The organism is Streptomyces sp. NPDC041135 (assembly GCF_055592085.1).
On record NZ_JBVIYZ010000003.1, the window covers coordinates 274,622 to 293,541 of the forward strand.

At 73.8% G+C, this 18,920-nt stretch carries 20 protein-coding genes; 7 read left to right on the forward strand and 13 right to left on the reverse strand.

The features are described 5' to 3' along the window. Window positions 1-108 precede the first annotated feature (108 nt). The 11 genes from ACZ6CZ_RS09460 to zapE form a co-directional block, all read right to left on the reverse strand. A complete protein-coding gene (locus ACZ6CZ_RS09460; RefSeq protein WP_469017105.1) occupies window positions 109-876 on the reverse strand; it encodes a DUF4142 domain-containing protein in 768 nt (255 codons plus the stop codon). Window positions 877-936: 60 nt separating this feature from the next. Next, a complete protein-coding gene (locus tag ACZ6CZ_RS09465) occupies window positions 937-2,346 on the reverse strand; it encodes an MbnB/TglH/ChrH family RiPP precursor modification enzyme (protein ID WP_469017107.1) in 1,410 nt (469 codons plus the stop codon). Window positions 2,347-2,495: 149 nt separating this feature from the next. Continuing rightward, window positions 2,496-2,648: a hypothetical protein gene (locus ACZ6CZ_RS09470; RefSeq protein WP_469017110.1), complete on the reverse strand. Its 153-nt coding sequence runs from the start codon at window positions 2,646-2,648 to the stop codon at window positions 2,496-2,498. 120 nt (window positions 2,649-2,768) lie between these two features. Beyond that, entirely contained in the window at window positions 2,769-3,461 is a 693-nt protein-coding gene (locus ACZ6CZ_RS09475; protein WP_469017112.1) for a peptidyl-tRNA hydrolase, read from the reverse strand. Window positions 3,462-3,518: 57 nt separating this feature from the next. Further along, a complete protein-coding gene (locus ACZ6CZ_RS09480; protein ID WP_469017114.1) occupies window positions 3,519-4,373 on the reverse strand; it encodes a polysaccharide deacetylase family protein in 855 nt (284 codons plus the stop codon). A 95-nt stretch (window positions 4,374-4,468) separates the two neighbouring features. Then, window positions 4,469-5,992, reverse strand: a complete 1,524-nt coding sequence (locus tag ACZ6CZ_RS09485) for an FAD-dependent oxidoreductase (RefSeq protein ID WP_469017117.1) — start codon at window positions 5,990-5,992, stop codon at window positions 4,469-4,471. Window positions 5,993-6,023: 31 nt separating this feature from the next. Further along, window positions 6,024-6,920 (reverse strand): PPK2 family polyphosphate kinase, encoded by an 897-nt coding sequence (locus ACZ6CZ_RS09490; protein WP_469017120.1) that lies wholly within the window; start codon window positions 6,918-6,920, stop codon window positions 6,024-6,026. Between the two features lie 128 nt (window positions 6,921-7,048). Continuing rightward, a complete protein-coding gene (locus ACZ6CZ_RS09495) occupies window positions 7,049-7,846 on the reverse strand; it encodes a slipin family protein (protein WP_469017122.1) in 798 nt (265 codons plus the stop codon). A gap of 173 nt (window positions 7,847-8,019) precedes the next feature. Further along, complete coding sequence (locus tag ACZ6CZ_RS09500; protein WP_469017125.1) at window positions 8,020-9,522, reverse strand: SulP family inorganic anion transporter; 1,503 nt, start codon at window positions 9,520-9,522, stop codon at window positions 8,020-8,022. A gap of 7 nt (window positions 9,523-9,529) precedes the next feature. Next, complete coding sequence (locus ACZ6CZ_RS09505) at window positions 9,530-10,108, reverse strand: carbonic anhydrase (protein WP_469017128.1); 579 nt, start codon at window positions 10,106-10,108, stop codon at window positions 9,530-9,532. Window positions 10,109-10,577: 469 nt separating this feature from the next. After that, complete coding sequence (gene zapE / locus ACZ6CZ_RS09510) at window positions 10,578-11,684, reverse strand: cell division protein ZapE (protein ID WP_469017130.1); 1,107 nt, start codon at window positions 11,682-11,684, stop codon at window positions 10,578-10,580. Window positions 11,685-11,720: 36 nt separating this feature from the next. On the opposite strand from zapE, the gene ACZ6CZ_RS09515 reads away from it, so the two are divergent. The 7 genes from ACZ6CZ_RS09515 (at window position 11,721) to ACZ6CZ_RS09545 (ending at window position 17,893) form a co-directional block, all read left to right on the forward strand. Further along, entirely contained in the window at window positions 11,721-12,578 is an 858-nt protein-coding gene (locus ACZ6CZ_RS09515; protein ID WP_469017132.1) for a pyrimidine reductase family protein, read from the forward strand. Between the two features lie 157 nt (window positions 12,579-12,735). Then, a complete protein-coding gene (locus ACZ6CZ_RS09520; protein WP_469017134.1) occupies window positions 12,736-13,209 on the forward strand; it encodes an indole-3-glycerol phosphate synthase in 474 nt (157 codons plus the stop codon). Window positions 13,210-13,386: 177 nt separating this feature from the next. Continuing rightward, a complete protein-coding gene (gene murC / locus ACZ6CZ_RS09525; RefSeq protein WP_469017137.1) occupies window positions 13,387-14,775 on the forward strand; it encodes a UDP-N-acetylmuramate--L-alanine ligase in 1,389 nt (462 codons plus the stop codon). Window positions 14,776-14,788: 13 nt separating this feature from the next. After that, window positions 14,789-15,196 (forward strand): peptide-methionine (R)-S-oxide reductase MsrB, encoded by a 408-nt coding sequence (gene msrB / locus ACZ6CZ_RS09530; RefSeq protein ID WP_469017140.1) that lies wholly within the window; start codon window positions 14,789-14,791, stop codon window positions 15,194-15,196. A gap of 206 nt (window positions 15,197-15,402) precedes the next feature. Next, window positions 15,403-16,578 carry an ABC transporter ATP-binding protein gene (locus ACZ6CZ_RS09535; RefSeq protein WP_469017142.1) on the forward strand — a complete coding sequence of 392 codons (1,176 nt, stop codon included), beginning with the start codon at window positions 15,403-15,405 and terminating at the stop codon, window positions 16,576-16,578. Further along, entirely contained in the window at window positions 16,575-17,228 is a 654-nt protein-coding gene (locus ACZ6CZ_RS09540; protein ID WP_469017145.1) for an ABC transporter permease, read from the forward strand. Before ACZ6CZ_RS09535 ends, ACZ6CZ_RS09540 begins: the two co-directional genes overlap by 4 nt. Further along, window positions 17,225-17,893, forward strand: a complete 669-nt coding sequence (locus ACZ6CZ_RS09545; RefSeq protein WP_469017147.1) for an ABC transporter permease — start codon at window positions 17,225-17,227, stop codon at window positions 17,891-17,893. Before ACZ6CZ_RS09540 ends, ACZ6CZ_RS09545 begins: the two co-directional genes overlap by 4 nt. A 10-nt stretch (window positions 17,894-17,903) precedes the next feature. Here ACZ6CZ_RS09545 and ACZ6CZ_RS09550 read toward each other — a convergent pair whose 3' ends face one another. Together ACZ6CZ_RS09550 and ACZ6CZ_RS09555 are read right to left on the reverse strand one after the other, a co-directional pair. Then, a complete protein-coding gene (locus tag ACZ6CZ_RS09550; RefSeq protein WP_469017150.1) occupies window positions 17,904-18,503 on the reverse strand; it encodes a GTP-binding protein in 600 nt (199 codons plus the stop codon). Beyond that, complete coding sequence (locus ACZ6CZ_RS09555; RefSeq protein ID WP_469017152.1) at window positions 18,490-18,906, reverse strand: DUF742 domain-containing protein; 417 nt, start codon at window positions 18,904-18,906, stop codon at window positions 18,490-18,492. Before ACZ6CZ_RS09555 ends, ACZ6CZ_RS09550 begins: the two co-directional genes overlap by 14 nt. Window positions 18,907-18,920 lie beyond the last annotated feature (14 nt).

An 18,920-nucleotide genomic window follows, 5' to 3' on the forward strand; every position in this document is an offset into this window, starting at 1 on the left:
GACAAGTTTCTATGCCCGGGATCCGCGAAACACCATGCCCTGTTCACTATCCGGACACAGTGTGGCCGGTTTGTGACGTTGCGTTCGCTCTCGGCGGGATCGCCGGCCTCAGGGGGCCGTCGCCGGTGGCGCACTGGTGGCGGCGGGCGGCAGCGGGTACACCGGGGGCGCCGAGGGGCCGACCGGGACCGCCGCGCCGGGCTCCACCAGCGGCGGCGTGGGCACCGGCGAGGCACCGGCGGCCAGGTCCCGGGCGAGGGCGGCGAAGTCCACGTACCCGGTCGCCTCCAGGACCTTCATGTGGTCCAGCACGGTCGCCTCCGCGTCGTCGGCGAGATCGCGGACCAGCGCGTTCTGGGTGCCGGCGCGGACCTGGGCGACCAGTGAGAACACCCTGCCGTGCGCGAGCCGCAGGATGGTGGCGAACTGCCGGTCGAAGTCCGTGCCGTGCGCCGCGCGCAGGGTCGCGAGCCACTGCTCCTGCTGCTCGTTGGGTTCGTCGGGCAGCGGCACGCCGAGCCGCGAGGCGACGATCCGCACGTGCGCGTCGAGTGCGGTGTGCCCGTCGACCAGGTGCTGTCCGGCCGTGCGTACGGCCGGGGTGGTGCCCTCGCGCCCGGCCAGCTGCCCGGCGGTCAGCTCCCACAGCCCGGCCAGCCGGACCTTGGTGACAAAGTCGCGGTCCTGGTCGGACAGCGGCCCGTAGGGGGTGGTGACGGTGTGCGCGCTCAGCACGTCCGCGCCGGCCGTCGCGGACCGGCCGGCGTACGACCAGAGCGGGACGAGGAGCGCCACGAGCGTCGCGGCCAGGGCGGTGACGATGAGCCCGGTCCCGCTGAAGATGCCTCGGCCCTCGATCGGGGGTCGTGGTCGCATGGTGCCTCCTGGTGCGGCACCGCACGCCGGTGTGGCTCGCACGGGTGCGCGAACGGCATATTACTGCGGCCGCGCCGGCCCCCCGCGCCCCAGCACCCGCCCCGCGGCCCGCACGGCCCGGGCCACCGGCCGCCGCCGCGGAGCCGGCCCCGACCGCTCCCGCCACCAGTCGCGCAGCTCACGCCGCGCCGCCGGGTCCCGCGGCAGCCCCGCGCGCAGCAGCCGCCCCGCGAAGTCCAGGGCGTCGCGCCGGTAGCCGTCGGTCATCGGCCGGGCGCGGGCGTACTCCAGGAACGCCTCCCGGTACCCCGCCCCGAGGATCTCCGGCAGCTCGGGCGCCACCTTCGCCACGACCCCGGCCCGCTTCGCGGCGAGCGCCCGCGCCTGCACACCCATCCGGACCCGGTCGAACCCCTCCGGCACCGGCGTCCCGGCCACCAGCGACGACAGCACGGCCGCCTGCGCCACCGCGAGCCGCTGCCGGGCGTCCTCACCGGCGCGGGAGGGGGCCCGCGGCGCCGCCAGCACCGCCACCCCGCCCCCGGACCCGGCCCCCGCGGCGGCCCCCGCCACGGATACGGCAGCGCCCGCCGCGCCCGCCGCGCCCGCACGCGCCCCGCCCTCGCGCTCGGCGCCCCCCTTCGCCCGTCCGGTGCGCACGGCCTGCCGGATCGCCGCCAGCTCCCCCTCCAGCTCATCCGGCTCGGGGAAGTCCTCGTCGCGCTCCAGCAGCACCCCGGGCGGCGTCACCCGGGAGGCGAGGTCGCCCAGGATGTCCAGGACCGCCCGGGGCACGGGATGGGCGTGGCTGTCGTGCCAGACGCCGTCGCGCTCGAAGCCGCCCGCGACGTGGACGTAGGCGATGGCCTCCAGCGGCAGCGCGTCCAGTGCCGCGGCGGGGTCCTCGCCCCGGTTGACGTGGCTGGTGTGCAGGTTCGCCACGTCGATCAGCAGCCGTACGCCGGTGCGGTCGGCGAGGTCGTACAGGAACTGCCCCTCGGTCATCTCCTCGCCGGGCCAGGAGATCAGCGCGGCGATGTTCTCCAGGGCCAGCGGCACCGGCAGCGCGTCCTGCGCGATCCGCACGTGCTCGCACAGCACGTCCAGGGCGTCCCGGGTACGCGGCACGGGCAGCAGGTGCCCCGCCTCCAGCCGGGGCGACGCGGTCAGCGCGCCGCCCGCCCGCACGAACGCGATGTGCTCGCTGACCAGCGGCGACCCGAACGCCACGGCCCGCTCGGCCAACGCCGCCAGCCGCTGCGCGTCGGGCCGGTCCGCACCGCCGAGACCGAGCGAGACCCCGTGCGGGACGACGGTCACACCCCGCGCGCGCAGCCGCAGCAGCGACTCGGGCAGGTGCCCGGGGCAGACGTTCTCCGCGACCGCCTCCACCCACTCGATGCCGGGCATCCGCTCCACCGCGTCCGCGATCTCCGGCCGCCACCCGATCCCCGTCCCCAACACCACCATGACCCCTCCCCCTCCGACCGGCCCCCCGGACCCGTGACGAAGGTATGGCCCCGCCCCTGATCCCCGAACCCCCGGGCGAGTGCCTTCAGAGCAATATTTGAGCTTCGCGGAGGATCCGAAAGGACCGTCGGCGGACGTAGGGGCTTGGTTCACTCGGGGGGCCGGTTGTACTGGTCGAGTGTCGACTTCGCTGTCGGTGTCTCCATGAGCCGGAGTTCCCACGGCCCCGTGTTGACGTCGAAGTCCTTGCCGAAGCCGACCCACTTGAGCCAGCCACCCGCGCGGCGACGCTGCGCGGCCACATCGCGGTGCTGATCCCCGACGTAACAGCGAAGGCCGGTCGTCTGCCCAAGGACAGCGGCCCGCGGTACTGCGAAGCAGGACGGCAGGCAACTGCCTCCCGGAGGCGGCCGTGGATGCCGCTAGCGCAGTGCCGGGTGGTCGGCCACCACCGTGCAGGAGCCGGGGGCGATCTCCGTGAAGCCGGCGTCGCGGACCAGGGGGAGGCCGGAGGTGGTGAGGTGGTGCCAGGTGGCTGTGGGTGCCGGGCGTACGGACAGGGGGAAGCCCGCGTCGCGCCAGGCGGTGCGGGCGGTGTCGGGCAGGGCCCACCAGGCCAGCTGGGCGCCGTGGCCGGTCTGGGCCATCGCCTTGCCGGCCGACATGTCGAGGCCGGGGTTCAGCCACAGGACGGGCTGTGCGGGGTCGGCGTCGGCGGGGGGCTCGGGGTCGTCCAGGTCGGTCCCGGACACCTGGAGCTTCGCCAGGTCCTTGGGCCAGCCGTCCAGGGGGACCGGCGGGAAGACCCGGACCTCGGCGGACTTGCCGGTCACCGTGATGCCGGGCAGGGTCCCGGCGCGCCGCCACTCCGCCCCGCGGGCCCGCCGGACGACCTTGCGGATACGGGCGTCCTCCCAGGCGCGCACGGACGGCGCCCACTCGCCGTCGCCGAGCGCCCGCTCGTCGCTGAGCAGGACCAGCACGGCCCGGGCGGCGGTCTCCAGGGCGTCCGTGCGGGGCGGCGGGTCCGCCCGTTCGATCCGTACGACGAGCGGCAGCACGTACTGCGGCGCCTCGTCGCGCGTGTCACCGGGGGATGCTGGGGCGGAGTTCACGGGAGACCACCCTAAGGGGCGGCGCAACCGCTGCGGCGGGCGCCCGGGGCGCGGCGGTCAGCGGTGGCCGGCGGTCGCGCCGATCAGCTGGGACACCTTGACGAAGCGGAAACCGCGGGCGCGCAGCTGCGGGACGACGGTGCGTACGACCTGCTCGGTCGTCGGGGCGGCGCTGCGGGTGCAGTGCATGACCACGACCGAGCCCGGCTTCACCCCGTCCAGCACCTGCCGGGCGACCGCGTCCGCGTCCGTGGCGAAGGCGTCGCCGCTCACCACGTCCCACTGCACCGCCGTGACGCCGAGACCGCTGAGCGCCCGCAGCGCCTGGCGGTCGTAGCAGCCGCCGGGGAAGCGGAAGTAGGGCGTCACGGTCCGCAGGCCCGCCTGGTGGAAGGCGGTGTACGCGTGCTCGACGTCCGCCCGCATCCGGTCCGGGGCCACGTCGGGCAGGCCGTAGCAGTCCCCGGTGAACGCGTAGTGGCTGTAGGAGTGGTTGGCGACCTCGAACAGCGGGTCCTGGCCGAGGGAACGGGCCTGGGTCGGATACTGCTCCGCCCACCGGCCGGTCATGAACACGGTCGCCGGTACGCGCAGCGTGCGCAGCGTGCCGATGAGCGCGGGGTTGTCGAAGTGCTCGCCGGACGCCGCGCGCGGCCCCTGGTCGGCGGTCATGTCGGCGTCGAAGGTGAACGCGACGGTCTTGCCGGCGGTGCGCGGCCCGTGCTCGAAGACCGGGGTCAGGCCGCCCGGGCCGGGGGTGAGCGTCGGCGGGCGGGACGCGGGCGGGGCCGCCGGCCGGGCGGGGGCCGGGCGGACGGTGCTGGAGGGCTCGTCGGCGCCGCAGGCCGCGAGGGCCAGGGCGGCGGCGCTCAGGGCACAGGCGGCGGCGAGGCGTCGTACATGTGGGATCACCGCACGAACGTAGGACTATATGAACGATTGTCGGCTGATATGACTCGTGGCGCGGCGCCGCAGTCACCCGGGCGGCGGCGGCGCCCGGGACGCCGTTACAGCTCGCGCGGTTCCAGCGGCTCGGTGGCCGGGCCCTGAAGCACCTCGCCGTCCACGCCGAAGCGCGAGCCGTGGCAGGGGCACTCCCAGGCCCGCTCGGAGCGGTTGAAGGAGACCAGGCAGCCCATGTGGGTGCAGCGGGCCGAGACGGCGTGCGGCCGGCCCTGCTCGTCGCGGTAGGCGGCGACCCGGTGGGCCCCGACCCGCACCAGCGCGCCCTCGCCGGGCGCCAGGTCGTCCACCGACGACGGCGGCCGCAGCCGGTCGCCGACGAAGTGCCCCGCCACCTGCGCCTGGTGCTTGAGGAACGACGTCCCCTCGCGCACCGCCGACTTCATCCGCCGCGGGTCGTACAGCTCGCTCCACGCGCACTCCCGGCCGGTGATCAGCGCGCCGAGCAGCCGGCCGGCCATGATGCCGCCGCTCATCCCCCAGCCGCCGAAACCGGTCGCCACGTACGTGTGCCGGGCGCCCGGGTGCAGGGGGCCGACCAGCGGCACGGTGTCCGTGGAGTCGTTGTCCTGCGTGGCCCAGGCGTAGGTGAGGTCCACCCCGGGGAAGTGCTCCTCGGCCCAGGAGGCGAGGCGCTCGAAGCGGGCCGGGGTGTCACCGGTGCCGGGCGTGAAGTGCTCCCCGGTGAACACCAGCAGCCGCTGCCCGTCCCGGCCCGAGGACGCGCTGCGCACCGAGCGGGTGCCCTGCTCGGTGGTGATGTACATGCCGCCGGGGTCCTGCGCGGCGTCCGCCGTCCCGGCCACGACCAGTTCCCGGCGCGGGGAGAGGCGGGTGAACAGCAGCGCCCGGTCGAACACCGGGTAGTGGGTGGCGACGACGACCTCGCGGGCGGTGACCGTGGCTCCCGTGTCCGTCGTCAGCCGGCACGGCTCACCCTCCTCCAGACCGGTCACCCGGGTGCCCTCGAACACCTGGCCACCGCGCGCGAGCAGGTCCTCGGTGAGGGCCAGCAGGTACTTGCGGGGATGGAACTGCGCCTGCCCGGTCACCCGGACCGCGCCCGCCACCGGGAACGGCAGCCCGGTCTCCGTCACGAACGAGGCCGCCAGCCCCGCCTCCCGGGCGGCCTCCGCCTCCGCCCGCACCTCCTCGGCCCGCGCCGGGTCCTCGACGTAGGTGTAGGCGTCCCGCCGCTCCCACTCGCAGTCGACGCCCAGCTCGGCCACCAGCGCGGCCGCGTGCTCGACCGCCTCCGACTGGGAGCGGGCGTACAGCCGTGCCCCCTCCGCGCCACGGGTGCGCCGCAGCTTGTCGTAGATCAGCGTGTGCAGCGCCGTGAGCTTGGCGGTGGTGTGCCCCGTGACGCCGGCCGCCACCCGGTCGGCCTCCAGCACCGCCACCCCGAGCCCCGCCCGGGCCAGCTCGTGCGCGGTGCTCAGTCCGGCCATGCCCGCGCCGATGACGGCCACGTCGACCTCGAGGTCCTCGGTCAGGACGGGGTGGGAGGGGCCGGGGGCCGTCTGGAGCCAGTACGAATCGGTGACCTGTCGCTGCTCATGATCCATGGGCGACGGGTACCCCGCCCGGCCGTCCGCGTCACGTCCCGTCCAGCAGCCGCCGCCGGGCCCCGGCCACGTCGAAGTCCGCCTTCGGGTACTGCGGATCGAGGGCCTCCAGGTGTTCCAGCAGCAGCTGGGAGATCGCCCAGTTGCGGTACCACTTGCGGTCGGCCGGGACCAGGTACCAGGGGGCGTCCGGTGTCGAGCAGCGTTCCAGGGCCTTCTCGTAGGCCTTGCGGAAGGCGGGCCACAGGGCCCGGTCGTCGATGTCCTCGGGGCTGAACTTCCAGTGCTTGTCGGGGTTGTCGAGGCGGCGCAGCAGGCGGCGGCGCTGTTCGTCGAAGGAGATGTGCAGGAAGCACTTGACCACCGTCACGCCGTCCTCGGTCAGGGCCCGCTCGAAGTCGTTGACGCGGTCGTAGCGGCTGTCGATCTCCGCGCGCGGGGCGAGGCCGCGCACGCGGGCGACCAGGACGTCCTCGTAGTGGGAGCGGTCGAAGATGCCGATCTCGCCCGGGCGGGGCAGCGCGCGGCGCACGCGCCACAGGAAGTCGTGCTGCCGCTCCTCCTCGGTGGGGGCCTGGAACGCCCGGATACGGCAGCCGGAGGGGTTGAAGTGGCCGATGACGTGCTTGACCGTGCCGCCCTTGCCGCTGGTGTCCATGCCCTGAAGGACCAGCAGGACGCGGCGGCGGTCGCCCGCGGTGGCCGACGCGTACAGGCGCTCCTGGAGCCCGGCCAGCCGCTCGCCGAGCCCGGCGGTGGCCGCGAGGGCGTCGGACTTGCCCCCGGGGGCGCCGGGTGTGGCCGAGGCGTCGTACGCGCGCAGGTCGGGCCGCTCGCCGGCCGGCAGCCGCAGCCGCTGCGCGAGCCCCCCGTGCCTCCCGTGTCCGGTCCTGCGGTGCTTCTTCGCGTCCTTGTCCTTGTCCGCCACCGGACCATCCCCTCGCGTCGACCGGCTCTCGCTCCCGCGGCGCACGGCACCCGCACCGCCCGCCCAGGGCCTCTCGCTGCACGTATGCCACCGCCCGGGCACCCGTACGCCCGCCCGGGTGATCCGCCTCAGGCGGCGGGCGGTGTCTGGCCGCCGTCCGGGCCGGGCAGCTGGGCGCGCTCCAGGAAGCGCAGCAGTTCCACCGGGAAGGGCAGGACGAGGGTGGAGTTCTTCTCCGCCGCCACCGCCACGATGGTCTGCAGCAGCCGCAGCTGGAGGGCGGAGGGTGTCGCGGCCATCTGCTGGGCGGCCTCGGCGAGCTTCTTGGAGGCCTGGAGCTCGGCGTCGGCGTTGATGATCCGGGCCCGGCGTTCGCGGTCGGCCTCGGCCTGGCGGGCCATGGAGCGCTTCATCGTGTCCGGCAGCGACACGTCCTTGATCTCGACCCGGTCCACCTGCACGCCCCAGCCGACGGCCGGGCTGTCGATCATCAGCTCCAGGCCCTGGTTGAGCTGTTCCCGGTTGGACAGCAGGTCGTCGAGGTCGCTCTTGCCGATGATCGAGCGCAGGGAGGTCTGCGCCATCTGGGAGACGGCGAACTTGTAGTCCTCGACCTTCACCAGGGCGCTGGCCGGGTCGATCACCCGGAAGTAGACCACCGCGTCCACCCGGACGGTCACGTTGTCCCGGGTGATGCCCTCCTGGGCGGGCACCGGCAGCGTCACGATCTGCATGTTGACCTTGTGCAGCCGGTCCGCGAACGGGATCACCAGCGTCAGGCCCGGCGAGCGCACCTCACCCTTCAGCCGGCCGAGCCGGAACAGCACGCCGCGCTCGTACTGCTTGACCACGCGGGCCGCCGCCGCCACGTACACCACCCCGGCGGAGCCCACCACGGCGACGGCCGTCAGCAGTTCCTGGAGCATGTCGACCTCCTCGCCCAGAGGCCTCACCGGTCCCGGCCGCCCGCCGCCGGTCCCGGATGGTGAGGTTCCACGCGTTTCGTGCGTTCATGCAACGATATGCCCGCCCAGGGCGTGAAGCCATGGGCGGGCAGGGGGCCGCGCGGCCGGGCGGTGCGGGCCGGGTGGCGTCCGGGTCAGGCGGCGGCCCGGGCGGCGCGCGCCGCCTGGGCGGGCACGGTCATCCGCACCGGCTCGGTGCCGGCCGCGCTGTGCCGCTCGGCCCAGTTCTCCAGCGCCGTACGGCAGGCGTGGTCCAGGTGGTGCAGACCCGACAGGTCCAGCCGGACCGGCCGGTCCTGGGGCAGCGCCTCCAGGCTGTCGAGGATCCTCGGCAGCCGCAGGAAGGTCGCGTTGCCCGACAGGTGGGCCTCGACCGGGCCCGCGCCCTTGTCGATCACCTCGAGCCGGATGTGCGACGCCTCCCACGCGGTCTTGACCACCGACAGCGCCAGACCGACGAGCACGCCCTCGAACATGCTCACCGCCACGATGGACACCGCCGTGACCGCCAGGATCAGCGCCTCACCGCGGTGCTCGCGCCACAGCGCGGCCAGCGAGCGCACCGGGATCAGCTTGGCGCCGGAGTAGACGAGGATGCCCGCGAGCGCCGGGATCGGGATGTAGCCGAGGACCTGCGGGAACAGGGCGGCGAACAGCAGCAGCCAGACGCCGTGCAGCACCCGGGACGCCTTCGTACGGGCACCCGCCTGGACGTTGGCCGCGCTGCGCACGATCACCGCGGTCATCGGCAGCGCGCCCAGCAGCCCGCACACGGTGTTGCCCGCGCCCTGGGCGAGCAGCTCCTTGTCGTACTGGGTGCGCGGACCGTCGTGCAGCCGGTCCACGGCCGCCGCGCTGAACAGCGACTCGGCGGAGGCGATCAGGGTGAACGCGACGACCGTGCCGAGCAGGCCGAAGCCGGCCGCCTCGGCGAACGCGGCCGGCGGAGGCGGCTGGACGACGCCCAGCAGCCCCCGCACCTCGACCGTGGCCACCGGCAGGCTCAGCAGCGGCACGGCCAGCGTGGCGAGGCCCACGGCGGCGAGCGGACCCGGCACCGTACGCACCTTCGCGGGCAGCCGCTTCCACAGCACCAGGACGGCGACGGTACCCGCCGCCAGGGCCAGCGAGGCCGCCGCCCGGCCGTCGCCCAGGGCGTGTGCGAACGCCCCGGGCAGCCCGGCTATCTTGCCCGGACCGGAGGCCGGGGCCTTGGCCGCCAGCGCCGGGTAGAGCTGGCCGGCGATCAGCACCAGGCCGATTCCGGCCAGCATGCCCTCGACGACCGAGACCGAGATGGCCCGGAAGTAGCGCCCCAGCCGCAGGGCGCCCATGAGGACCTGGAGCGCGCCGGTCGCGAGCACGATCACGCCGAGCACGGACAGGCCGAACTCGCGCACCGCCTCGAACACGAGCACGGTCATCCCGGCGGCCGGCCCCGACACCTGCAGGCTGCTGCCGCGCATCAGGCCGGTGACGATGCCGCCGACGATGCCGGTGACCAGGCCGAGTTCGGCCGGTACACCGGAGGCGACGGCCACGCCCACGCACAGCGGGAGCGCGACCAGGAAGACGACGAGGGAGGCGGCGAAGTCCTGCCGCAGATGGGGAAAGCGGGATAACAGTTGAGTGGTCATCGGGCGCTCACAGGGCTTCGAAGGTGTCGGTCTGCGGGCGGTGCGTGCGTACGGCCCCGGTGTGCACCTCGTAGTACCAGGCGTGCAGGGCGAGCCGGTCCCGCGCCAACCCGGCCGCGACGCACGGGTAGGAGCGCAGCCTCAGCAGCTGCGTCAGGACGTGGCTCTGCACGCCCTCGGCGACCTCGGGGTCCTCGGGGGTCCCGGCCGGGCGCGGGGTGGCCTGCGCCAGCCAGTCGCGGACGGCGGGTACGGCGGTCAGGTCGTCGCCGCGCACCAGGGCGCCGACGGCGCCGCAGTGCGAGTGGCCGCAGACGACGATGTCGCGGACGCCGAGCACCTCCACCGCGTACTCGATGGTGGCGGCCTCGGCGGTGGGGTGCGGGGAGGCGTACGGCGGGACGATGTTGCCCGCGGTGCGCAGTTCGAACAGCTCGCCGGGGCGGGCGCCGGTGATCAGGGCGGGGACGACCCGGGAATCGGAGCAGGTGATGAAGAGGACCTGCGGGGACTGGCCTGCGGCCAGCCCGGCGAACTCCTCAGGGCGCTGTCCGAAGGTACGGGCGTTGTCGATGAGGGGCTGCATCTGTGGGGACTCCTCCTGGCGCGCGGCGGTGGCGCCTCGGACGGGCACGACGGATGTGGGGGAGAACGGGAGAGCCGGTGTCGCGGAACGTGTGCGAACCGTCGCGCGGGGGGTTCGAGGAGTGCTTGATTCCGGGCTGAGCCCTGGCCTCGGCTTGACGATTCGTATACGCGGACGCGAATTTTCCGCCGGGCGAGAAGAACGGCGGGGTGAGCGGCGTGGCGGTGAAGGGCGGCGGCGCGATCCAGGGGGTCCTGCCTCGGAACATGCGCCTCCCCTCCCCGACGTGCACCTCTAGTGCACACCAAGCCATGGTCAATGGATGGTCAAGGAATACGTTAGCCCCGCACCGCCCTTTGCAGGGTTAACTCCGTGTTTCGGGCGCGAGAGAGCGTGAAAAATGCCGCTGGCGTGGCGCGTTACGGCTCTTGACCGGCGCGGCTCGGCCGACTAGGGGGAGCGGGGGTGGTCAGCCGGTGGTCACGAGGCCCTTGGCGTCGCGGGCCAGCGCGGTGAGGCGGGAGATCGCGCGGAAGTACTTCTTGCGGTAGCCGCCGTTCAGCATCTCCTCGCTGAACAGCCGGTCGAACGGCAGCCCGGCCGCCAGCACCGGGATCTCCCGGTCGTAGAGCCGGTCGGCGAGCACCACGAGCCGCAGCGCCGTCGACTGGTCCGGCACCGGCCGGACGTCCGTGAGGCACACCGCCCGCACCCCGTCGGTCAGGGCGCCGTAGCGGCTGGGGTGCACCCTGGCCAGGTGGTCCAGCAGCCGCGGGAAGCCGTCCAGGGAGGCACCCGGGGTGGCGTGCGCCGCCTGGGTCACCTGCTCGTCGGTGAACGGCGCCGGGGCGTCGGGCAGGCCGCGGTGGCGGTAGTCCTCGCCGTCGATGCGCAGCGCCCGGAAGTGGGCGGACAGACCCTGGATCTCGCGCAGGAAGTCGGCGGCCGCGAACCGGCCCTCGCCCAGCTTCCCGGGCAGCGTGTTGGAGGTCGCGGCGAGCGCGACACCCGCCTCCACCAGCCTGCCCAGCAGCGTGGACACCAGCACGGTGTCGCCCGGGTCGTCCAGCTCGAACTCGTCGATGCACAGCAGGCGGTGCCCGGACAGCGTCTGCACCGTCTGCTGGAAGCCGAGGGCGCCGACCAGGTTGGTCAGCTCCACGAAGGTGCCGAACGCCTTGCGGGCGGGCTCCGCGGGGGTGGCGTGCCAGAGCGAGGCGAGCAGGTGGGTCTTGCCGACGCCGTAGCCGCCGTCGAGGTAGACACCGCGGGGGCCCGCCGGGACCTTCGGCGCCCTGGACCTGCCGAGGCCGAGGAAGCCGCGCCTGCCCGAGCCGGTGGCCGGCGCGCCGCCGAGCCCGGCCGCGAAGCCCTCGAGCACCCGGACGGCCTCGGTCTGGCTGGGCTGGTTCGGGTCCGGGAGGTACGTGGCGAAGCGGGCCGAGTCGAACCGCGGCGGCGGCACCATCTCGGCGACCAGCCGGTCCGCGGGGACGTGCGGCTCGCGGGCGCACAGGGACAACGGGGTCGCGTCGGCTATGGGGCTGAGGCCGGAGGCGGCGGTGGAGGACGACACGGTTACCCATGCTAAGCCGCGTGTCAGACTGCACGGATGCGACGCCTGTTCCCTGTGACCGAAGAAACAGCAGCCCAGGCCTCCGGCGGGGGCGCGGAGGGGGCCGGCGGAGCCCATGGGACGGGGGTGGCCGCCGGTGCCACGGGGGCCGGCGAGGGCGCCGGGCGCCGGTGGAGCCTGGCCGAGCTGGCCGCCGCCTACGCCTATCCGGACCCCGGGGCCGGCGGGCGGCGGCCGTGGCTGCGGGCCAACATGGTCTCCACCCTGGACGGCGCCGCCCAGCACGAGGGCCGCTCCCAGCCCATCTCCAGCGACACCGACATGCGGGTCTTCGGCACGCTGCGCGCGCTCGCCGACGTCATCGTGGTGGGCGCGCAGACGGTACGGCAGGAGGGGTACCGCCCGGCTCGCGCGCGGGCCGAGTTCGCCGCCGCCCGGCAGGCCGCGGGGCAGGGGCCCGCCCCGGCGATCGCGGTCGTCACCGCCGGGCTCGACCTCGACTTCTCGCTCCCGCTGTTCACCTCGCCCCTGGTGCCCACCCTCGTCCTGACCGGCGCGGCCGCCGCCGCGGACCGGATCGCCGCCGCCGAGCGGGCCGGTGCCCGGGTGCTCGTCGCCGGCGACGGCACCGGCGTCGATCCCGCCCGTGCCGTACGCGCCCTCGCCGCCGCAGGCCACACCCGGCTGCTCACCGAGGGCGGCCCCCGGCTGCTCGGCCAGCTGGTCGCCGCCGACGTGCTGGACGAGCTGTGCCTGACCGTCGCGCCGATGCTCACGGCGGGCGACGCGCAGCGGATCGCCGGGGGGCCGCCGGTCGCCGTCCCGAGCCGCTTCGCCCTCACGTCCCTGCTGGAGGAGGACGGCTTCCTCTTCACCCGGTACCGCCGCTCCTGACCTCGGCGGAACCAATCCGCGCGGTCGGCTTCCGACCGGCGCAACAAATACGGCAGTACCTGTGCGATCACGGGGCAGGATGGTTTCCGCAGGGTCCGCACGACGGCCCTGCGCAGGACTGAGGGCCGTCCGGCTCTCGAAGGAGAAGAGGCGCCTGGTGTTCACAAGCGTTCTGATGATCGAGAAGGCCCTGACCTCCGCCGACGTGGAGTTCGTCACCACCTTGCACGGGGACGAGCCGGTCTCCTTCCACGTGTTGCTCCAGCCGCGCGGCGACCAGGCGGACCGCCTGCTGCGGGCCATCGACGACATCGCGCTCGGCGAACTGGACGACGCGGTCCGCGAGGGGGAGACCCCTGAGGGGGACGAGGCCAGGAGCGTGGGGGAGCGGGCCCTCGCGGTGTCCTTGCAGGCGCTGCGGGGCGCGGGGAGTGAGGCGGGAGGGCGGCTGGTCGAGGACCATCCGCTGGAGGCGCTGAAGTCGCTGGTGGCCGAGGTGGGCGCCGACGAGGTGATCGTGCTGACCGATCCGCATTACGTGGAGGAGTTCTTCCACCGTGACTGGGCGTCCCGTGCGCGGCACAAGGTGGGGGTGCCGGTGCTGAAGCTGTTCTCGCACAGCAAGGCGTAGCGCTCCGCTTTTTGGCGGGGTGGTGGGGTGGGGTGCGGTTTCTTCGCCGGTGCGGGTGGGTGGGGGTGACTGTGCGCGGTTCCTCGCGCCCCTGGGGGGCGGGGCCTGCCCGGGGGGTGGGGTGGGAGCGCTTAGGGTAGGGCGGGTCTTGTTCGTACCGTCTTCTGGGAGAAACGCATGGCACCCGGCCTTCCTGTCGCCATGGACCGACCGCACTTCATCGGCATCGGCGGCGCCGGAATGTCGGGTATCGCCAAGATCCTCGCGCAGCGCGGCGCCGTGGTGGCCGGCAGCGACGCCAAGGAGTCGGCGACCGCCGAGGCGCTGCGCGCGCTGGGCGTCACCGTGCACATCGGCCACGCCGCCGGGCACCTCGCGGACGACGCCAGTTGCGTCGTCGTCTCCTCGGCCATCCGCCAGGACAACCCGGAGCTGGCCCGCGCCGCCGAGCTGGGCGTCCCGGTGGTGCACCGCTCCGACGCGCTGGCCGCGCTGATGGAGGGCCTGCGGCCGATCGCGGTCGCGGGCACCCACGGCAAGACCACCACCACCTCCATGCTCGCGGTCTCCCTGGGCGAACTGGGCCTGAACCCGTCGTACGCCATCGGCGGCGACCTGGACGCGCCCGGCTCCAACGCCCTGCACGGCACCGGCGAGATCTTCGTCGCCGAGGCCGACGAGTCGGACCGCAGCTTCCACACGTACGCGCCCGAGGTCGCCATCGTCCTCAACGTCGAGCTGGACCACCATGCCAACTACGCCTCGATGGACGAGATCTACGAGTCCTTCGAGATCTTCGCGGGCCGTATCGTGCCCGGCGGCACCCTCGTGATCTCCGCCGACCACGAGGGCGCCCGGGAGCTGACCCGGCGGCTGGCCGGCTCGGTGCGGACGGTGACGTACGGCGAGGCGGCGGACGCCGACGTCCGCGTGCTGTCGGTCGTCCCGCACGGACTCACCAGCGAGGTCACCGTCCTCCTCGACGGCCGGGAGCTGACCTTCACCGTCTCCGTGCCCGGCCGGCACTACGCCCACAACGCGGTCGCCGCGCTGGCCGCCGGCGCGGCCCTCGGCGTCCCGGCCGGCGAGCTGGCGCCCGCCCTCGCCGCCTACACCGGCGTGAAGCGGCGCCTGCAGCTGATGGGCGAGGCGGCCGGCGTCCAGGTGATCGACTCCTACGCCCACCACCCCACCGAGATGACCGCCGACCTGGAGGCGATGCGCGCGGCCGCCGGTGACGCCCGCATCCTGGTCGTCTTCCAGCCGCACCTGTTCTCCCGCACCCAGGAGCTGGGCAAGGAGATGGGCCAGTCCCTGGCCCTCGCGAACGCCTCGGTCGTCCTCGACATCTACCCGGCCCGCGAGGACCCGATCCCCGGGGTGACCAGCGACCTGATCATCGAGTCGGCGCGGGCCGCGGGCGCCGACGTCACCGCCGTGCACGACAAGGCCGAGATCCCCTCGGTGGTCGCGGGAATGGCGAAGCCCGGTGATCTCGTTCTCACCATGGGCGCGGGTGACGTGACCGACCTGGGCCCGCGCATCCTGGACCGCCTGGCCAAGTAAGGGGCTGAGACTCATGTCGTACGACGTCGAGAAGCCGGACGAGCAGTGGCGGGCGGAGCTGTCTCCGGCCGAGTACGCCGTGCTGCGCCAGGCAGCCACCGAGCCGGCCTTCACCGGTGAGTACACCGACACCAAGACCCGCGGCGTGTACTCGTGCCGCGCCTGCGGCGCCGAACTGTTCACCTCCGGCACCAAGTTCGAGTCCCACTGCGGCTGGCCGTCCTTCTACGACCCCAAGGACACCGACGCCGTGGAACTCGTCGAGGACCGCACCCACGGCATGCTGCGCACCGAGGTCCGCTGCGCCCGCTGCGGCTCCCACCTGGGGCACGTCTTCGAGGGCGAGGGCTATCCCACCCCGACCGACCAGCGGTACTGCATCAACAGCATCTCGCTGCGGCTGGAGCCGGGCGAGGCCTGAGCGCACCGGGCGCCCGGGACCCGATCGCGGGCCCGGGCGCCCGGCCATGTCCGGCGTGCCCGGCCACCCCGCCCCGAGAACCGGTTCACTCTCCCGCCGACGTGCCGAAACACTCGCCGTCTAGACTTTCCCGGCAACGGCCCGCGCCATGGCACCGTGGCCGAAACCGGGCGGACCTCCGCCAAACCCGAAGGGCATTCGGCGTTTTGATACGGATAGATGCAGTCACGAAGCGGTACCCGGACGGCACCGTCGCGGTCGACCGGCTGTCGCTGGACATACCGGACCGCTCGATCACGGTCCTCGTCGGCCCCTCCGGCTGCGGCAAGACCACGACCCTCAGGATGATCAACCGGATGGTGGACCCCAGCGAGGGCAGCATCCTCCTCGACGGCACCGACATCCGGCAGCAGCCGGTCAACACGCTGCGCCGGTCGATGGGTTACGTCATCCAGAACGCCGGTCTCTTCCAGCACCGCACCATCCTCGACAACATCGCGACCGTGCCCCGGCTGCTCGGCTGGGGCAAGGCCAAGGCCCGGGCGCGGGCGGCGGAGCTGATGGAACGGGTGGGCCTGGACGCCTCGTTGGCCAAGCGGTACCCCTACCAGCTCTCGGGCGGGCAGCAGCAGCGCGTCGGTGTGGCGCGGGCGCTCGCGGCGGACCCGCCGGTGCTGCTGATGGACGAGCCGTTCTCTGCCGTCGACCCGGTCGTCCGCAAGGGACTCCAGGACGAACTCCTGCGCATCCAGGACGAGCTGGGCAAGACCATCGTCTTCGTCACCCACGACATCGACGAGGCGATCAAGCTCGGCACGATGGTCGCCGTCATGCGCACCGGCGGCAGGCTCGCCCAGTTCGCGCCCCCGGCCGAGCTGCTGAGCGCACCGGCCGACGCCTTCGTCGAGGACTTCCTCGGCGCCGACCGCGGCATCCGCCGGCTGTCGTTCTTCCCGTCCGGCGAACTGCCGTTGCAGACCGCCCCGGTCGTCGCCATCGACGCGAGCGCGGAACAGCTCGCGGCGCGCGCCGCGGGCGAGACGCCCTACCTCCTCGTCACCGGCCTCGACGGCAGGCCCCTCGGCTGGGCCGAGCCGCGCTCCCTCACCGCCGGGCAGATCGACCCCGCGCGCCTGCTGCCGTACGGGCGGCCCTTCGTGCCCGGCCGGGACTCGCTGCGCACCGCGCTCGACGGGGCCGTGCTCTCGCCGACGGGCTGGGCCGTGGCCGTGGACGGGGAACAGCGCGCCGTCGGCGTCGTCTCCCAGCCCGCCATCGGCGAGGCGATCCGCGCCGCCCACAGCCGGGTGGCGGAGCGCGCCGGCGCGGACGCGGGGCCGGAGCACGCGGTGGAGCGGACCGACGTGCGGGCCGCCCGGTGAGCGGCTTCTTCGACATCCCCAGCGACCTCCAGCACAGCTACGCCGGACTGATCGGCCTGCACCTGCGCGAGGCCCTGCTGCCGGTGCTGGCCGGGCTGGTCGTCTCGCTGCCCGTCGCCCAGCTCTGCGTGCGGTTCCGCTGGCTGTACCCGCCGGTGCTCGGTGTGACGACGGTGCTGTACGCCGTGCCGTCGCTGGCCTTCTTCGTCGTCCTCATCGACTACACCGGCCAGACCGAGACCACGGTGATGATCCCGCTCGCGGTGTACAGCCTGGTGGTGCTGGTCCCGGCGATCGTGGACGGCGTCCGCTCGGTGCCCCAGGAGACCCTGGCCGCGGCCACCGCGATGGGACTGGGACCCGTCCGGCGCTACCTCCAGGTGCAGTTGCCGATCGCCGTGCCCGCGATCATCGCCGGGCTGCGGGTGGCGACGGTGTCCAGCATCTCGCTGGTCAGCGTCGGCATGCTCATCGGCAACCAGGGCGCCCTGGGCAACCTGCTCAACGACGCGAACATCTACCACCGGCCCGAACTCGCCGTGAACTCCGTCCTGACCACGGCGGTCCTGGCCGTCCTCGCCGACGCCGCCCTGGTCGTCGTACGCCTCCTGCTGACCCCCTGGATGCCGCGGAAGGGCGCCGCCCGGTGAACGTCCTCGATTTCGTCCGCGCCTTCTTCAGCGACGGCGCCCACTGGCACGGCTACGACGGGATCCCCACCCGGCTCGTGGAACACCTCGGGTACTCCGCGGAGGCGCTGGCCTACGCGGCCCTGATCGGGCTGCCGGTCGGCCTGCTCACGGGGCACTTCGGGCGCGGCGGCAACGTCCTCGCCCTGGTGGCCACCGCCGGGCGGGCGCTGCCCAGCTTCGGTCTGCTGGTGCTGATGGTGATCTGGCTGGGCTTCGGCATGCTGCCGGTGATGGTCCCGCTGATCGTCCTCGCCGTCCCGCCGATCCTGGTCACCACCTACGAGGCGGTCCGCTCGGTCGACCCCTCGCCGGTGGACGCCGCGCGGGGCATGGGCATGACCGAGTCACGCATCCTGTTCCAGGTGGAACTCCCGGTCGCCACGCCGCTGATCCTCAGCGGGCTGCGCTCGGCGGCCATCCAGATCGTCTCCACCGCCACCATCGCCGCCTACCTCGGCCTCGGCGGGCTCGGCCGGTTCATCATCGACGGGCTCTACCAGAAGAACTACGAGAAGGTCGTCGGCGGCGCGACCCTGGTCGCCGCGATGGCGCTGGCGACCCTGGGGCTGTTCTGGGCCGTGGGCCGCTTCACGGTCTCGCCCGGGGTACGCCGCAGCGGCTGACCCGGCACCGCTAGTGCCCGGTGCGGGCCAGCGCCAGCTCCAGTACGACGAGCAGCGCGTCCCGCACCGAGCCGCGGTCCCGGGCGTCGAACACCACGACCGGGACGCCGTCGGAGACGTCGAGCGCCCAGCGGACCTCGTCCAGGGCGTGTTCGACCTTCCCGTCGAAGGCGTTGACCGCCACCGCGAACGGGATCTCCTTGTGCTCGAAGTAGTCCACGGCCGCGTAGCAGTCGTCGAGCCGGCGGGTGTCGACGACGACCAGACCGCCGAGCGCGCCCTCCACGATGTCGTCCCACATGAAGCCGAACCGCTCCTGCCCGGGCGTGCCGAACAGGTACAGCTTGAGCGTCGGGTCGATGGTGAGGCAGCCGAAGTCCATCGCCACCGTGGTGGTCGTCTTGCGCGGGGTGTGCGTGAGGTCGTCCACGCCCGCCGCGACCTCGGTGATCGACGCCTCGGTGGTCAGCGGCTCGATCTCGGAGATCGCGCCCACGGCGGTGGTCTTGCCCACGCCGAAGCCGCCCGCGATGACCATCTTCACCGGCAGCGGCGGCCGTACGGCGGCCGGTGCGGCCCCGTTCCCGGTGAGCGGTTCAGTCGGTGTCACTCGGTACCCCTCGGGAGTCGGGGACGGCCCTGAGGCCGTCGATGAGCCTGCGCAGGACGGATGCGTCGTGGACGGCGCCGGGGTCGGGCACGTGCACCGTCAGGTGCCCGGCGTCGCGCAGGTCCTCGGCCAGCACCCGGACCACGTTGAGATGCAGCCGCAGCCGGGCCGCGAGTTCCGCGACCGACTGCGGCAGCCGGCAGGCGGCCACGATGTCGTGCCGCTCGAACGACAGCCGGCCGAGCGCGTCCAGCCCGGCGGTGGTGGCCACCACCTGCGTCTCGACGGGCAGCGCCCGGCCGGAGGCGGCGTCCGCCACCCGGCCTGCGGTGACCAGGAACGGCCGTACGGCGGGGGCGGGGCCGACCGGGTCCGGGTCCGCGGCCGGGGAGCCGTCCGCCATGGCTGTCTTCTCTT

Bases quoted from the DNA above. Each gene is read 5' to 3' on its own strand.
- ACZ6CZ_RS09500 (WP_469017125.1), bottom strand. From the start codon at position 9,522: ATGACCACTCAACTGTTATCCCGCTTTCCCCATCTGCGGCAGGACTTC.
- ACZ6CZ_RS09465 (WP_469017107.1), bottom strand. From the start codon at position 2,346: ATGGTGGTGTTGGGGACGGGGATCGGGTGGCGGCCGGAGATCGCGGAC.
- murC (WP_469017137.1), top strand. From the start codon at position 13,387: ATGGCACCCGGCCTTCCTGTCGCCATGGACCGACCGCACTTCATCGGC.
- ACZ6CZ_RS09555 (WP_469017152.1), bottom strand. From the start codon at position 18,906: ATGGCGGACGGCTCCCCGGCCGCGGACCCGGACCCGGTCGGCCCCGCC.
- ACZ6CZ_RS09460 (WP_469017105.1), bottom strand. From the start codon at position 876: ATGCGACCACGACCCCCGATCGAGGGCCGAGGCATCTTCAGCGGGACC.
- msrB (WP_469017140.1), top strand. From the start codon at position 14,789: ATGTCGTACGACGTCGAGAAGCCGGACGAGCAGTGGCGGGCGGAGCTG.
- ACZ6CZ_RS09485 (WP_469017117.1), bottom strand. From the start codon at position 5,992: ATGGATCATGAGCAGCGACAGGTCACCGATTCGTACTGGCTCCAGACG.
- ACZ6CZ_RS09505 (WP_469017128.1), bottom strand. From the start codon at position 10,108: ATGCAGCCCCTCATCGACAACGCCCGTACCTTCGGACAGCGCCCTGAG.
- ACZ6CZ_RS09495 (WP_469017122.1), bottom strand. From the start codon at position 7,846: ATGCTCCAGGAACTGCTGACGGCCGTCGCCGTGGTGGGCTCCGCCGGG.
- ACZ6CZ_RS09515 (WP_469017132.1), top strand. From the start codon at position 11,721: ATGCGACGCCTGTTCCCTGTGACCGAAGAAACAGCAGCCCAGGCCTCC.